The following is a 14,997-nucleotide window of genomic DNA, read 5'->3' as shown; positions in this document are numbered from 1 at the left end:
GTAATCCCCTACTTTTAGTTTGAGCTTCTGCTATCTTCTATATGATAACGCACCGTCATTAAACATGCACACGGCATGTATGCCTCCAATCATCTCCAATCGCCTCCAAAGGTTCGGAAACATGGAAGGAACCCGGCAAACTTCATCGGCAAAAAAACCGCATCTTATAAATAAGATGCGGTTAATCCTCCGAATTCGTCCGGCTGCGTTTTCATTTACGGGTTGTTATTTCCAAACTTCCCGGCCGTTCGCTGTCTTGTACTCATGGTAGACGGAAGCCTCCATCACGTCTTTATATCCCCAGAAGCCGGCAGGGACATCGGACCATGCCTGCGGGGTTCCCGCAGGAACACTATCCGGATTCCGGTCGAGGAGCTTGTTGAAAATGACGACCGCCTGCGCCCGGGTAAGCGCCTGATCCGGTCTGAACGTACCGTCCTCGAATCCCGAAAGCAGCCCGGCTTTCTCGGCTTTCCGGATATTTTCGGCGGCCCAGTGGCCTTGCAGGTCTGTGAAGGCGGAAGTTCCCTGCACGCCCGGAAGCTGTCTCAGCTTCACGAGAATCGTGGCCATTTCGGCACGCGTCAGAATGCGCTCCGGATAAAACTTGCCGTCCGGGTATCCGTCCATAAGCTTGCCTCCGAACACGGCCGTCACATATTGGAAAGCCCAGTGCGTGGCCGGTACATCGGCAAATGGATTTTGCACGGCGGCGTAAGTTTCATTTGCGAAAAGTCTGGCCAGTATGGCTGCCAGCTCCGCCCGTGAGATCCCCTTGCCCGGCTGGAACGTCCCGTCCGGGTAGCCTTCCATGTAAGGCTTATGTTCGTGGTACGCCCCCGAAGGTTTCAGAGCGATATCGAATTTTAAAGAAGTAAAATCTTTCGCAACGATTCCGCTGCCCCGGTCACTTCTGCTGTCGTAGGTTTCATACCCGTCTTTTTCGGCGATCAGATAGTAGGCCCCGTCCGGATATACGAGCCATCCGTAACGGCCGTCACTCGAAGTGGTTTGGGCATTCTTGTTCTGTCCCGGCAGCATTTTCGCAAGTTCCGGCAAAGAAACCGGCGTTCCCGCGATTTTTCCGGCAGAACGATTTTTTTCCGTATCGGCCCAATACAGGGTCACCTTGACTCCCGCAAGAGCGGCGCCTGTGACCGAGTCACGGACCGTCCCGAACGGATCGATTTTTTGCGTCCGGAACACGGCCGTATCCGAGTTTACTGTGAGCGTGCCTGCCGTTCCGGCAAGCTTTTCGCCGTTAGGAGCGGTTAAGGAAAGAATCATTTTATAAGTTCCGGCGGAAAGCGAGTACAGCGTAAACTTTCCTGAAGTATTGACGCTTACGTTTTGCTTGAAAAGCGTAGCGCCGTCGGCGCTGTAAATGTCCGCAAGCATCGTCAAGTTATCTCCGATTAGCTTGGTGAAGGACTCGTTAAGCACCTCTCCCGAGGAGGAAACGACCTCGATACGTCCGTCGATCGGGCGCTCTGTTGAGCCGCCGCCACCTCCGCCACCGCCACCGCTGCTTTCGCGCGTAAATGTAACGGTGTAGGTTTTGGCGGTCCCGTTCTGTGCGGTGACGACAACCGTAACCGGATTGGCGCCGACGCTCAGCGCGATCTGACGGCCGCTGCCGGCCGGTACGGAAACTCCGTTAACCGATACCGAAGCAGTGGCATCCGCAGCCGTCGGCGTTACCGTGACTTCCGTCACGGAATTTTTCACGGAAGCCGTGTATGCCGTCACGCCCGGTGCAAATGCCGTAGTCAGCGTTCCCGCGCTTAAGGCCAGGCCGCTGAGGTCCGCGTTGCCGGACGGAGGAACGGCCCGGGTGACGATGATCACGTAGGAATTCTTCGTTCCGTCCTGGGCTGTAACTTGGACGGTAATCGTGTTCGCTCCCGTCAGGAGCGGAACGATTTCGGAGCCGCCCGCGGACAGAACATGTCCGTTAACCGATACCGATGCCGTACTGTCTGCAGCCGCCGGCGTTACCGTAATCTCGGTTATATCGTGGGCGACATCCGCGGTATAACTGGTCTGCGTTCCGGCAAAAACCGGGTTAAGCGTGCCGGGGCTAATCTTCAGCCCGCTTAACAGCGCATTACTGGAAGGCGGTGCTTGCCGGTTGATCGTGACCGTGTAGGATTGCGTTGTTCCGTCCTGCGCCGTCACAACGATCGTGACCGGATTCGCCCCCACGTGCAGCGGGATATTGACGGTCTGCCCGCTCGCAGCGGGATTTCCGGCAATCGTCATCGTCGCGGTAAGATCCGCAAGCTGTGCGGCGAGATCCAGATCGTACACATCCGATGCCACAGTAGCCGTGTACAGCTTCGTTCCTGCGGCGAAGGCAGGCGTCAGCGTTCCCTTGCTCAGCGTTAGAGCGCTGAGATCCGCGTTGCTTGAAGCCGCGCGTGTGACCGTCACGGTATACGTTTTAAGCGTGTTGTCCGCCGCTTTAACGACAATCGTGATCGGGTTATCGCCCACATTCAGCGAAACCGGTTTAGGGGTTCCGCTGACTACGGCGTCTCCGTTCACGGTGATTGAAGCGGCCACATCCGCAGTTACGGCCGTTATGTCTATTCCGGCCGAAGCGTTCGGTACAGCCGCCGTGTAGCTAATCTGCGCAGGATCAAATGCAGGCGTCAGGGTTCCCTCGCTTAGCGAGATACCGCTTAAATCCGCGTTGCCGGATGCGGCGCGGGTAATCGTCAACATGTACGTTTTGACGCTCCCGTTCTGCGCCGTCACCTGGACTTCTACCGTATTGGACCCTACGTTCAACGAGACGGCAGAAGCGGTTCCGCTCGTCACCGGTGTTCCGTCCACCTTGACGGAAGCCGTGCTGTCCGCTACCGCAGGTGTGACGTCAACCGTGCTCACAGCGTTGGCCACACTTGCCGTATAGGCCGTAGTTCCCGCTGCGAAGGCCGGGTTGAGCGTGCCTGCGCTTAGGGCCAGGGAGCTTAAATCCGCATTGCCCGATAGCGGTGCGGCGCGTTTTACCGTCACCGTGTACGTTTCGCTAGTCCTTCCGTCCTGTGCCGTCACTATAACGGTGACCGTGTTGTCGCCGACGTTGAGCGACATCGGAACCGCCGTGCCGCTTGGCACCGATTGACCGTTCATGGTCATGGTTGCCGTGCCGTCCGCGACTACCGGCGTCACATCAATGCTCGATACGCCGGTTGCCACTTGCGCCGTATAGCTTGTAGTGCCGGAGGCAAAGACCGGGCTTAACGTTCCCGCACTTAGCGTTAAGTTGTTCAAGAGCGCGTTGTCGGATGGTGCCCGGTTTATCGTCAACGTATACGTTTTGGGCGTGCCGTCCTGTGCGGTGACGAGCAGCGTAACCGTATTGCTTCCCACGTTCAAGGAGACGGGAACCGGAGTGCCGCTTGCCACTGCTGTGCCGTTGACTTTAAGCGTCGCCGTGCCGTCCGCCACCGACGGCGTTACGTCCAAACCGAAGACACTGTTCGGAACATCAACCGTATAAAGTGTCGTTCCCCCCGCAAAAACGGGGCTGAGCGTTGCGCCTCCGCTTAGCGTGATTCCGCTCAGATTGGCGTTATTGGAGCCCGCCGCACGCGTTACCGTGATCGTATAAGTCTTCGTTGTACTATTCTCTGCCGTAACGAGAAGGGTGACCGTATTCGGTCCAACATTCAGCGGTACGGAAGATGGAGTCCCGCTGGCGACAGTATGGCCGTTCACTGTAACCGCAGCATGGCTGTCCGCCACTGTAGGCGTTACGTCAAGAGTAGTGACTCCATAGGCCACACTGGACGTATATGTAGTCGTACCGGATGCAAATCCGGGATTTAAGGTGGCTCCGCTCAGGACCAAGTTACTTAAATCGGCATTGCCGGATAATGGTGCCGCCCGCGTTACCGTTATCGTATAGCTCTTCTGCGTCGTGCCATCCTGCGCCGTTACCAGAACGGTGATGGTATTGGCGCCCACGTTCAGCGATACGGGCGACGGACTGCCGCTCACGGCCGCATTGCCGTTCACTTTAACCGTTGCCGTACCGTCCGCAAGGGTTGGCGTTACGTCGACGCTCGCTACGCTGTCCGCCACACTGGCCGTGTAGCTCGTCGTACCGGAAGCGAAGGCCGGACTAAGAGAACCGGCGCTTAGCGTTAAGCCGTTCAAGTTCGCATTATTGGATGCCGCTCGCGTTACCGTGACCGTGTAGGTTTTCTGCGTCGTGCCGTCTTGTGCCGTTACCAGGACGGTGATGGTATTGGAGCCCACATTCAGCGGTACGGATGACGGACTGCCGCTGACGGCCGCATTGCCGTTCACTTTAACCGCTGCCGTGCCGTTCGCAAGGGTCGGCGTTACGTCGACGCTCGTCACATTGTTAGCCACACTGGCCGTGTAGCTCGTCGTACCGGAAGCGAATCCCGGAGCCAGTGCCGTCCCGCTTAGGGTCAGATTATTAAGATCGGCATTAGTGGATGCCGCTCGCGTTACCGAGACCGTGTAAGTCTTCTTGGTCGTGCCGTCCTGCGCCGTTACGAGAACAGTGACGGTGTTGGCACCCACGTTCAGCGATACGGGCGACGGACTGCCGCTGGCCACCGTGCTGCCGTTTAATTTAACCGTCGCCGTGCCGTCTGCAACCGTCGGGGTCACATTAATACTTACCGTGCCGTATGACACATCGGCCGTATAGCCGCTTGTCCCGGATGCAAACGCAGGGCTGAGCGTTCCCGCACTTAACGTTAAATTGCTCAGATTGGCGTTCGTGGAAAACGTGTTATACTGCGTCAGCATAGCGCCGGCTCCCCCAACGGTGATAAACCTTCCGTTAGCAAAACCCACATGATTTAAAAAATCGCCGAGCCCCGTTTTCTCCGCACTCCATGTAATGCCGTCGGGAGAGGAGGCTATCGCTCCAGGTCCCCCTCCTGTATCGCCTACGGCTACAAACTTGTTCGCGCCATAAGCAATGCCGTATAAGTTCATCCCGGCCACGGAGACCGTTCTGGGCGTCCAGGTGATTCCGTCGGAGGAAGTAAGCACCCTCTGATTTGACCCGCCGGCAACGAATTGGCCGGCTCCGTAATTAACGCCCATCAAGTCTTCCGGGCTGCCCGAACGCGTCGTCCAGGTGATCCCGTCGGGAGAAGTTCGTATCGTGCCTGCACTCCCAACCGCAGCGAACAAACCGCCTCCATACGTAACGCTGTAAAAATTGGCCGCAGTTCCCGAAGTCCTGGGGGTCCAAGCGATACCGTCCGGAGAGCTCAGAATCACCCCGCTATACCCCGCGATGACCCATACGGTACCGTTATAGGCAGCCGCACTCAGATTGGCGGATGTTCCCGTCGAGCGGACCGTCCAGGTTACGGCATCGGGCGAGGTCGCGATTTTACCGCCCGCTCCCGTAACAATCCACTGGCTTCCGGCGTAGGTTACCCCTACCGCCGACGAAAGAGCAATGGTTGTCTTGCTCCAGCTCAGCCCGTCTGACGACGTCATAATCGTACCCAAGTTACCGACGGCCACCCATTTTCCATTTCCGTAAGCAACTTGGTTTAAATCCGTTCCCGCATTGTTAGGAACGTTATCCCATGTGCCTGCCGCCTCCGCTCTGCCAATCCAGTTCCCCGCACCGCCGGTACCGGCAACGAGCAGGAACACCAGGGCTATCCGCAGAAAGCGGCCCCAAAATCCCGTTTTACCCAGCTCCCTCATGTGAACCTCCTATATCGATTTATAAATGGTGACTGAATATATGTCATCTGGATGTTTAAAAATGCTAATAATTCTCATCCCCCCATAAGTTCATCGGAATACAAGCCTTCGTTTTGAGACCTAATTACATTTTAATAGAAAAAGAAGAAAAACTCACCAAAAAAATAAAGACAAACAGCCTATTGCATGTCACAAAATGTATATATTTTGGAGAAACCTTGTGGTATTCTGAAATGGAAAATAGTTCTTAACTCCTTAAGAGGGAGGTCCCCTGTGTTAAAAAAAATGTCCGAGCCGGAAGACCAGCCGTTTCTATTCGAGCTTTATTGCAGCTCCCGGATGGCGGAAGTACAGGCTTGGGGCTGGGACGAAGCAACCCTGCGGTCTTTTCTTGACATGCAGTACAGCGCCCAGAGCGGCTCTTACCGGCAGCAGTATCCCGAAGCGGAGTCGTACATCGTCTGCCAAGACGGTCAACGGGCCGGAAGAATTCTGATCCACCGGACGCCACACTGTATAAGAATTGTGGATATTACCCTCCTCCCGCAATTCCACAATCAAGGACTCGGTACAAAGCTGCTTCAAACCTTTATGCAAGAAGCCCGCGAACAAAACCTTCCGCTCCGGCTTTCCGTACTTAGAACCGGCAGAGCGCTGGCCCTGTATGAACGGCTGGGCTTTCATAACGCGGGAGAGAACGACATGTATCTGGCTATGGAATGGAATCACGAAACTTGTAAAGAAGGTGACAGCTCATGAGTGAATCTTATTTAGGCGAAATACGGATGTTTGGAGGCAATTACCCGCCGCAAGGATGGGCGCTGTGCAACGGCCAGATTTTGAGCATTGCGGAGAACGAGGCTCTTTATGCTTTGCTTGGCACGACCTATGGAGGAGACGGACAGACCACGTTCGGGCTGCCCGATTTGCAGGGCCGCATCCCGGTTCATCCGACTCAAGGGTACATCCGGGGATCGAAAGCCGGCACCGAAACCGTGACGCTTACCCAGTCTCAGCTGCCTCAACATACCCATATCCCCTATGCGACAGCAAGCCCCGCTACGGCAAACTCTCCGGCCAATAACACTTGGGCAACCGCCATCACCCAGAACTATGCGACTTCCGGCACGACAACGCCCATGAATCCGCAGACCCTTTCCTCCGTCGGCGGCAATCAGCCGCACGACAATGTGATGCCATCGGCTGTTATTACATTTATCATCTCTCTATACGGGGTCTTCCCGCCGCAGCCTTAAACACAGTTGATATATAAGGAGGAACTAACTATGTCCGAACCATTTGTGGGGGAAATCCGGTTGTTTGCAAACAATTACGCTCCGCGCGGCTGGGCTTTCTGCGAGGGACAAACCCTGCCTATTAACGGATACCAGGCTCTTTACTCTCTGATCGGCACCGTTTACGGAGGCGACGGCAGAACAAACTTTCAACTTCCCGATCTTCGCGGCCGTGTCCCGATTCACGTAAGCCCTACCAATCCTTTGGGCCAATCCGCAGGAGAGGCGGCTCATACGCTTACCGTTAACGAGATGCCTGCTCATACACATCAAGTGTCCGCTTCGGGGAATCCCGGTTCCACCTTTGCTCCCGCAGCCAACGTATGGGCCGATGAAACGGCACTGTACGAGCCGCTTTCGGACCCTACCGTTCCGATGAATGCGGGCACCATATCCGTCGCCGGTCAAAGTCAGCCGCACAATAACATGCAGCCGTATCTGGTCGCTAATTATGCCATCGCCCTAGTCGGCATCTATCCTTCAAGGAGCTAAGAAAGGAGCATTACTTTTATGGCTGACGCTTACTTAGGAGAAATCCGTATATTCGCAGGTAATTATGCTCCAAGGGATTGGGCGTTTTGCAACGGGCAACTTATGCAGGTTAGACAGTATACCGCCCTTTTCGCCATCTTGGGTACGCAGTACGGCGGGGACGGCAAAACAACTTTCGCCCTGCCGAATCTAATGGGCAAAGCTCCCATGCACCAAGGCGCCGGGCAGGGACTAACTCCCCGCGTTGTCGGGCAGTCCGTCGGTTCGCCTACCGAAACTCTGCTCACGACGGAAATCCCTTCGCATACTCACGTTCCCCAATCGGTGAATGCCGTAGGCAGCGACACAAACCCGACCGGTAATTTCTGGGCGCAATCTCCGGCAGAAGGCCGTCCCGGCAGGGAAAAGCAGCGGAATCTATACGATCCCACTCCCACCGTACAAATGAGTCCGGTCAATCTTTCCGTTACCGGCGGCAGCCAGCCGCATAACAACATGCAGCCTTTCCTTGCAATGAATTTTATTATTTGTTTATCCGGGGAATTCCCGCCAAAACAGTAAACGTGTGTAAAAAAAAGGACCTTCCGTCCGGTGAAAGGATGGGAAGGTTCTTAACCTTGTTTCGATAATTATAACTCAAACATAAATCCTTCCGTCCACTCATTTTCATCGACTTGATAAGCATCTATGTAAAAATCATCCGGAAATTCTTTAAAGCCCGGCAATTCTTTATATTTCTCTATCACAGCGTCGGCTTTATCTTTGGAAGAATAAATGCCGATTACTTTCGTACTTTCGATTTGATTCCATTCATAGCTATGTTGTAATAAGAAAACCGTTAGCATATTCGTTCTTTACCTCCATATTTTTAAGGCTGGTTCCCCAGTAATTTTAAATACTCCTCATATGCTTCATGAATTTTTTTCCGGCAAACTTCTTCCCATATTTTTTTAAGTTCTAAGATTCTGGTTTCATCTGCGTCAGCCGGAATCATTTCACCGCCAAATCCAATCCATGCATCCGAATCAGGTACTTCCCCATGTGCTCCTGTATATGCAATTTCATGAGGGGCGTAGGTAAAACCGATGTGCTTGCAATGGTTATCCAAACAGTGATAGCCAGGGTCTCCTACGCCATTTTTGCAAAAGGAAGGCGTTGCAACCGCTCTGGCATTAGACCAGGTTTGCGAACAATACAATTCCAGTAACAAATGTTTAATCGTCATTAATTCACTCCATTTTAACGTAATCTAACGCAGATCTTTATTATCGGATATAACTCTTACAGCCATCATATAAAATAATTATCAGTAGAACATTAGGAGATTTTGTCGAAAGCAAATCTTAAATCTAAATACAAAAATAACACACCGCAATAGTAAAAAAAACCGGCCGCCCCGAAGGTTTCCCCCTCAAGTTTCCGGTCTTCTATATCTGTTTATACCACTTTCGGTCTAGACTGCGCCGTTCCGCTGCCCGCGTGTTTCCTTCTTCTGCCCCGCTTCTCCGTGTAATACGTTACGGCGACGAATACACCCATCATGGCCGAATAAACGGCGATGACTCCCAGCGGATTCGGGCTTGCGAAGCCTACGCCCCCTCTTCCTTCGCCGGGGTGAAAGCCGCCCGGACCCGCCGCCCGCTCCGCTCCCAGTCCGCCTCCGCCTTGAGGCGCCCCGCGATCTTGTCCTCCGGCACCCTGTCCCTCGCCGGACGGTTCGCCGGCTCCGGAGGTGTCGCCGGTGGACGAGGACTGCCGCTCCCCGTCAAAGCCGCCCGGCGGCTGACCGCTCTCTCCTGCGGCCGCGTTCTGCGGCCGTTGCCGGCCGCCGCCCTCCTGCATCGGAGAAGATGCGGTCGTGATGCCGAACACGCTGCCGACTCCTTCCACCCGGGCAAGAAAATTCGTCGCGTACATCTCGTAGGCTCCGAATGCAACGATGGCCGCAGCCGCGATTTTGGCCGCCGCAGCTCCCGCTTTCCCCGGTGCTTTTCCGGAAAATATCCGGCCCGTCACCTGGATGACCCACTGCCAGTGCATCCCCACGTGGACGCCAATCAGAACCAGCACGAGGTATGAAATGCTGATATGTGCCATTTTGAACCAGCGCTCTTCACCGAGTCGTATTCCCCGGAATACGACTTCGGATATAAGAATGCCGCTTATGATGATGAAGGTCATCGTGACAAGCAGCAGAACATTGAGCAGATAGCCGAAGCGCGTTTTTCCCGGCAGGCTCCGGTCCATAATGCGCAAGGTTACTTTTTTCACCCACTGCAGATTCAGCAGGATATGGGTGAGTAGGGCGAACGAAATCGCCAAGCCCGCTATTTCGTGAAACGTCAATCCGCCAAAAACTCTTTTATTGAACAATAAGACCAGCGTAAGCGCCATGGCAAGATCGAGCATTAATTTTACAAGAGTTATCTTTTTCATGATTCACGTCTCCCGCACCCGTTAATTCTTTGCCGCCTTTTTCATTACCGTATGTCTCTATAGATTGTCGCTAGGTGTCTTCCCCTCGGACCTTCTTACGCCCTCCGCCGCTCGCGTTGGAGCTTCCAAGCCTCGGCTTCCTGCTGGTACACGAGATTTTTCAGATAGGGAAGAAGCTGCGCCGCAAGCTCCTCCCGGTTCAGCCCGATTTCCAGCACTGCCTTGAGATAACCGAGCTTATCCCCGATGTCGTAGCGGTTTCCGGCCAGTTCCAGGGCGAGCAGCTCCTCCCGTTTCGCGATTTCGTGCAGCGCATCCGTCAGCTGGTATTCGCCGCCGGCTCCTTTTTCGATATTTTCCAGTATGGGGAAAATAGTCGGCTCCAGAATGTACCGGCCCATGACGGCCACATTGGAAGGGGCGCTGCCGAGAGACGGCTTCTCCACCAGACCCGCTACGCGGTGAATCCGGTTCCTCCCTCCGGCCGAGTCGATGATCCCGTATTTGTCCACCTCGGAGTCCGGTACGGGTTTGACCCCGATCACCTGCCGGCCCGTCTCCTCATAGAGGTGGATCATCTGCCGGAGTGCGGGCGGGTCGGAAACCATGATATCATCCCCGAGCAGAACGGCGAAAGGCTCGCTGCCGATAAACTGCTTCGCGCACAGAATGGCATGTCCGAGTCCGAGCGGCTCCTTCTGGCGGATAAAATGGATCTTGGCCATCTCGCTGATCGCCTGCACTTCTTTCAGCAGTTTCATTTTGCCTTTCTCGCTTAAAGTCTGCTCAAGTTCAACCGACCGGTCGAAGTGATCCTCGATGGACTTCTTGTTGCGCCCGGTTACGATGATAATGCTTTCGATCCCGGACTGGACCGCTTCTTCCACAATATATTGGATGGCCGGTTTATCGACAATCGGCAGCATCTCCTTGGGTTGTGCTTTAGTCGCGGGCAGAAAACGCGTACCCAGCCCCGCTGCCGGGATAACCGCTTTTTTGATCGTCATGACTTTTCACTCCCTGTAGGTGTTGGTAAGCGGAAAACCCAGTATCGGCTCCCCGCGTAGTTGATCCATGAGCTGGCAAATGTTGCCCCCAGTTTGCCGGTTACGAGCGGCCAGCCCAGCCCGCTGTGCGCCCACTGGAGCAGAACGGTCGATACGGCCAGCGAAATCAGATTGATCAGGAAAAATCTTGCGATTTCCCGAGTGCCTCGCCCCGTCCGGCTGCGGAAAGTCCAGCTCCGGTTGAGAAAATAGCTGTTCAGCACCCCGAGCAGGAAAGCGATAACCTGTGCCGTTAAATAGGGCACGCCCGCTTCCGTCAAGAGCAAGAAGGCTGCGAAATCGACACCGGTGTTCAACAGACCGACCAGCCCGAACTTCACGAGCGGCAGAAGGCGGTTACCCCGGCTGCCTAATCTGTCCGGACTGCTCAGTCCGCCCGGGCCGCTCTGCTTACTAAGGTTCCCAGAGTTACTCATAACCGGCCAGCCTTTTGGGCATCGGCCCTTCCTGCTTTTGGAGACCATGGCATTCCCTCACGATATACAGCGGTCTGCCTTTCGTCTCATCGTAGATACGGCCGATATATTCGCCCAGAATGCCCAGCATAAGCAGCACAAATCCGTTAAAAATGAGCATAATGCCGACGACCGACGGCCAGCCCTTTAACGTCGCGTCCGTAAACAAGGCAAGGTATACCACATAGAGAAGGTAGAGAAATCCCGAGCCCGAAAGCAGAACCCCAAGATATCCAGCCAACTTCAGTGGCTTGTAAGAGAAAGACGTAATGCCGTCCAAGCTGAGCTTGATCATCCTCTTCAGCGGATACTTCGTCACTCCTGCAAGGCGTTCGTCCCGCTCATACTCGATCGCCGTCTGACGGAAACCTACCCAGCTGACCAGCCCGCGGACAAAACGGTTGTTTTCGGGAAGCTTCCTCATCTCGTCGCAAACCTTCCGATCCATCAGCCGGAAATCTCCCGTATCCACGGGTATATTGATGTCTGTCGATGCCCGGAGCACGCGGTAGAACAGGCTGGCCGACCATTTTTTGAATAACGTCTCTCCGCTCCGCTTCACCCGTTTCGCATAGATGACTTCGAAGCCTTCCTTCCATTTCTCGATCATCTGCAAAATCAGCTCCGGCGGGTCCTGCAAATCGGCATCGATAATGATGACCGCATCGCCGGAAGCGTAATCCATACCGGCCGTAATCGCGATCTGGTGACCGAAATTGCGGGAAAAATCGATCAGCTTCACCGTTTCGTCCCAGGTGGCGTACTCCTTGATGATTTCAGCGCTCCGGTCCCTGCTCCCGTCATTGATAAAAATCAGCTCGTAAGTTTCGGAGGTTCCGCTCATCACCACTTTCAGGCGCCTGTAAGTTTCCTGAATGACCGCTTCCTCGTTATACATCGGAATGATAATGGAATACTTTACCTTCTGCGTCATGACGCGTTCCCTCCATCCTCTATGGTTACTTCATACAGAGTCATGCTTCCGCCGCGGCCCCCCTCACCGCCGTTTGCCGCACTAGTGCCGGTTTGTGTCTGAGCAGACCCGGACTGCCATTCTTCGGACGAAATTTTCTTGCCGTGCTGCGCGAGCCATTGAGCCAGCTCCGCATTGCCTCCTCGTCCTCCTCCGCCTTCGGAAATCAGGAAATATTTTAATTTCCCGGTTTTGACCATGTCCTCCAGCTGAGCCGTTGTGTAAACCGGATCGTTGCCCGAGAATCCGCCGAGGGTGACGACTTTTTCCCCTTTGTCGATGATATAAGGCGCCGCTGTATTATAGTCGGATGTTGCGAATAAGTATGTCGTGCTGCCGATGTGGGCCTTCATGTAAGCGAGAAGCGCTTCGTTCACGCTTCGGCCTCCCATGCCGCCGTCCATTGCACCGGGTGCTCCCCAGCCTCCGGCGCTGCGGTCCGTTTCGCTGCCCGTGCCGGTACCGTCCGCCGAGGCGTCAGGGCCGTTTCCGTTCCCGGCTTCCAAAGCCCCCGGGTCCGTACCCTGACTTGCGCCGTCCTCGTTCTGCGAGCCGGAGCCTGCGCCATCGCGGCTGCCGTCGCCGGGCATCATTCCGCCGCCCGGTCCCTGACCCATCGCGCCGCGGTCGTTGCCGCCGGAAGGTCCCGCCTGCGGAATCATGCTGTTGAGTCCGTAAGTAATCGGGGTCGCCGCCCAATACGAGGGTCCGATGAGCAGGACGAGAAGTCCCGCCACGGCTGCCGCATAGGAGAAGCGCGTTGTCCTGAATTTCAGGGCAATAAGCACAAGTGCCGCCGCCGCGCCGGTCAGGCCGACGCCATAGGTCCAGCCGCTGCCGATTGTGCCGTTGTAGGGCGCCATAATAAACACTTGAAATGCCGCCGTCACCGCCACGGCTGCCGGAAGCAGCCAGGAGAGCCACCCCGATTTGCCACGGTAAGCGCTCCACATCTCGGACCAGCCCGCACCTGCAAGCGCGGCAATCGGAGGCGCCAGCATGATCAGATAGTAGTGGTGGAAGAAGCCCGCCACACTAAAGAAAGCCATCCCCGGAAGAAGCCAGGCGAGCCAGAACAGGCTCTCTTTATGCTTCCGGGTGAAGTTGTTCCGGCGCAGGCCGGCGAGCAGGGCGACGGACGCCACGGCCGCGAAAGGAATCATCCAGCTCGCCTGGCCGGACAGCGCCGACTGGAACAGGCGCAGCGGGCCTTTCTCGCCCGTGCCGAACATGCCGCCGCTGCCCCCGCCGGGGCCTCCGCTGCCGAATCCCGGCGGTTGGCCTTGGCCGTCTGCGCCCGGTGCGCCGGGCATTCCGCCGCCGTCGGCTCCACCCGGCACAGCCGCGCTGCCGCCGCTGGCTCCGCTCCCGCCCGGCAGCGGGTCGCTTCCTGCGGCACTCTGGCCGCCGGTTGTTCCGGCGCTGCCGCTGTCCGAGCCCGCAGCCCCCGGCGTCATGCCGCCCCCGGCGTTGGCGCCATCGTCAGCCGCACGTCGCTCTCCCATCGGCATACCGCCGCGGTCACCGCCGCCACCCGGACCGCCGCCCTGATTGCCCGTCAAGCGCGAAACGCCGTTATAACCGAAAGCCAGCTCCAGGACGGAATTGGTTTCGCTGCTGCCGATGTAAGGCCGCTCGCTTGCCGGAATGGAATCCACGATGACCGCCCAGGAGACGGAGATCATCAGCATAAGGGCGATTGCGCCGGACAGTACGCCGGCTTTCTTTTTCCAGGTGCTTTTAAACGCGAATAAGTAGAAGAGAACAAAGGCAGGCAAAATCATATAAGCCTGAAGCATTTTCATATTAAAACCGAGCCCGATAAGAGCAAATGCGCCAAGCAGACTGAAGACGCTGTTTCGTTTAACGGCTCTGAACAGAAACCAGGTGCCGAGAAGAAGGGTAAAAACAAGCATACTATCAATGTTGTTGGTCCGGCTGACCGCCACCGCAACCGGTGTGCACGCCATAACGAGGGCCGCTATCCTAGCCGCCGCCGCTCCGAAGGAAGGTTTAACGAGCAGGTAGATCAGCAGGATCGACCCGACGCCCGCAAGGGCCTGAGGCAGAATGACGCTCCATCCGTGAAGGCCGAAGATACAGGCGCTCACCGTTTGAATCCAGAACGTTACGGGCGGTTTGTCGACGGTTACGGAACCCGCTGAATCGAGGGAACCGAAGAAAAAGTTGTGAAAGTTTTGCAGCATACTCGCTACGGCCGTCGTATAGTACGTATTGGCGTATGTATCGAGCCAAATGTTGTAGGTGTTCAGAAAGACGCCGAGCAGTAAAATGAAAACTAGCGGAAGATCGACCCGGAATCGTTTGGTGCTTATCATGGTTCTCCACTCCTTAATTGTCACTTGCGAAAATGAAATTTACATCCCCCGGCAAAAACGTTACCATCGAGAAAGAAATAAAAGCGCCATGCCCATTGCCGGCCTGCGCCAGCCAAATGATCTGCCAGAAGCCTCTTGCAGCGCAGCCGGCTAGTCACCTGACATGCTTGTATTGTGCAATGTGTGCCTGAACCCTTCTTGAAGGCTGGCTGAATGTTTGCT

The 14,997-nt window shown here is 55.7% G+C and carries 12 protein-coding genes; 4 read left to right on the top strand and 8 right to left on the bottom strand.

What is annotated here, in order from left to right; translation table 11 throughout:
- Positions 1-225: 225 nt before the first annotated feature.
- The gene (locus HMPREF1207_RS28515; RefSeq protein WP_016423928.1) at positions 226-5,718 is read right to left on the bottom strand and encodes a cadherin-like beta sandwich domain-containing protein; all 5,493 of its coding nucleotides are present in this window, start codon (positions 5,716-5,718) and stop codon (positions 226-228) included.
- A gap of 273 nt (positions 5,719-5,991) precedes the next feature.
- Between HMPREF1207_RS28515 and HMPREF1207_RS19845 the strand changes: the two genes are divergently transcribed.
- The 4 genes from HMPREF1207_RS19845 to HMPREF1207_RS19830 are packed head-to-tail and all read left to right on the top strand — an operon-like array spanning position 5,992 to position 8,066.
- On the top strand, positions 5,992-6,477 hold the full coding sequence (locus tag HMPREF1207_RS19845; RefSeq protein ID WP_009676684.1) for a GNAT family N-acetyltransferase: 486 nt from the start codon (positions 5,992-5,994) through the stop codon (positions 6,475-6,477).
- Entirely contained in the window at positions 6,474-6,974 is a 501-nt protein-coding gene (locus tag HMPREF1207_RS19840; protein WP_009676692.1) for a phage tail protein, read from the top strand. Before HMPREF1207_RS19845 ends, HMPREF1207_RS19840 begins: the two co-directional genes overlap by 4 nt.
- Positions 6,975-7,004: 30 nt before the next feature.
- Complete coding sequence (locus HMPREF1207_RS19835) at positions 7,005-7,505, top strand: phage tail protein (RefSeq protein ID WP_009676690.1); 501 nt, start codon at positions 7,005-7,007, stop codon at positions 7,503-7,505.
- An 18-nt stretch (positions 7,506-7,523) separates the two neighbouring features.
- Positions 7,524-8,066, top strand: coding sequence for a phage tail protein (locus tag HMPREF1207_RS19830; RefSeq protein WP_009676705.1), 543 nt, complete (start codon positions 7,524-7,526; stop codon positions 8,064-8,066).
- Positions 8,067-8,134: 68 nt separating this feature from the next.
- Here HMPREF1207_RS19830 and HMPREF1207_RS19825 read toward each other — a convergent pair whose 3' ends face one another.
- The 7 genes from HMPREF1207_RS19825 to HMPREF1207_RS19795 form a co-directional block, all read right to left on the bottom strand.
- Positions 8,135-8,350, bottom strand: coding sequence for a DUF7336 domain-containing protein (locus HMPREF1207_RS19825; protein ID WP_009676694.1), 216 nt, complete (start codon positions 8,348-8,350; stop codon positions 8,135-8,137).
- Positions 8,351-8,373: 23 nt separating this feature from the next.
- The gene (locus HMPREF1207_RS19820; RefSeq protein WP_016423927.1) at positions 8,374-8,730 is read right to left on the bottom strand and encodes a hypothetical protein; all 357 of its coding nucleotides are present in this window, start codon (positions 8,728-8,730) and stop codon (positions 8,374-8,376) included.
- Between the two features lie 212 nt (positions 8,731-8,942).
- The gene (locus tag HMPREF1207_RS19815) at positions 8,943-9,941 is read right to left on the bottom strand and encodes a DUF4405 domain-containing protein (protein WP_009676674.1); all 999 of its coding nucleotides are present in this window, start codon (positions 9,939-9,941) and stop codon (positions 8,943-8,945) included.
- Positions 9,942-10,036: 95 nt separating this feature from the next.
- A complete protein-coding gene (gene galU, locus HMPREF1207_RS19810; RefSeq protein ID WP_009676668.1) occupies positions 10,037-10,948 on the bottom strand; it encodes a UTP--glucose-1-phosphate uridylyltransferase GalU in 912 nt (303 codons plus the stop codon).
- Positions 10,945-11,424, bottom strand: a complete 480-nt coding sequence (locus HMPREF1207_RS19805) for a GtrA family protein (protein WP_138918243.1) — start codon at positions 11,422-11,424, stop codon at positions 10,945-10,947. The genes galU and HMPREF1207_RS19805 overlap by 4 nt, the downstream gene beginning before the upstream one ends.
- Positions 11,417-12,397, bottom strand: a complete 981-nt coding sequence (locus HMPREF1207_RS19800; RefSeq protein WP_009676687.1) for a glycosyltransferase family 2 protein — start codon at positions 12,395-12,397, stop codon at positions 11,417-11,419. Before HMPREF1207_RS19800 ends, HMPREF1207_RS19805 begins: the two co-directional genes overlap by 8 nt.
- The gene (locus HMPREF1207_RS19795) at positions 12,394-14,775 is read right to left on the bottom strand and encodes a glycosyltransferase family 39 protein (RefSeq protein WP_009676670.1); all 2,382 of its coding nucleotides are present in this window, start codon (positions 14,773-14,775) and stop codon (positions 12,394-12,396) included. The genes HMPREF1207_RS19800 and HMPREF1207_RS19795 overlap by 4 nt, the downstream gene beginning before the upstream one ends.
- Positions 14,776-14,997: the final 222 nt, after the last annotated feature.

The organism is Paenibacillus sp. HGH0039 (genome assembly GCF_000411255.1).
Taxonomy (GTDB): domain Bacteria; phylum Bacillota; class Bacilli; order Paenibacillales; family NBRC-103111; genus Paenibacillus_F.
This window is presented reverse-complemented; position numbering and strand designations above follow the sequence as displayed.

What these genes read in the sequence shown, in the direction of transcription:
- HMPREF1207_RS19835 (WP_009676690.1), top strand. Translation starts at nt 7,005, where the DNA reads ATGTCCGAACCATTTGTGGGGGAAATCCGGTTGTTTGCAAACAATTAC.
- HMPREF1207_RS19795 (WP_009676670.1), bottom strand. Translation starts at nt 14,775, where the DNA reads ATGATAAGCACCAAACGATTCCGGGTCGATCTTCCGCTAGTTTTCATT.
- HMPREF1207_RS28515 (WP_016423928.1), bottom strand. Translation starts at nt 5,718, where the DNA reads ATGAGGGAGCTGGGTAAAACGGGATTTTGGGGCCGCTTTCTGCGGATA.
- HMPREF1207_RS19805 (WP_138918243.1), bottom strand. Translation starts at nt 11,424, where the DNA reads ATGAGTAACTCTGGGAACCTTAGTAAGCAGAGCGGCCCGGGCGGACTG.
- HMPREF1207_RS19800 (WP_009676687.1), bottom strand. Translation starts at nt 12,397, where the DNA reads ATGACGCAGAAGGTAAAGTATTCCATTATCATTCCGATGTATAACGAG.
- HMPREF1207_RS19830 (WP_009676705.1), top strand. Translation starts at nt 7,524, where the DNA reads ATGGCTGACGCTTACTTAGGAGAAATCCGTATATTCGCAGGTAATTAT.
- HMPREF1207_RS19815 (WP_009676674.1), bottom strand. Translation starts at nt 9,941, where the DNA reads ATGAAAAAGATAACTCTTGTAAAATTAATGCTCGATCTTGCCATGGCG.
- HMPREF1207_RS19820 (WP_016423927.1), bottom strand. Translation starts at nt 8,730, where the DNA reads ATGACGATTAAACATTTGTTACTGGAATTGTATTGTTCGCAAACCTGG.
- HMPREF1207_RS19825 (WP_009676694.1), bottom strand. Translation starts at nt 8,350, where the DNA reads ATGCTAACGGTTTTCTTATTACAACATAGCTATGAATGGAATCAAATC.
- galU (WP_009676668.1), bottom strand. Translation starts at nt 10,948, where the DNA reads ATGACGATCAAAAAAGCGGTTATCCCGGCAGCGGGGCTGGGTACGCGT.
- HMPREF1207_RS19840 (WP_009676692.1), top strand. Translation starts at nt 6,474, where the DNA reads ATGAGTGAATCTTATTTAGGCGAAATACGGATGTTTGGAGGCAATTAC.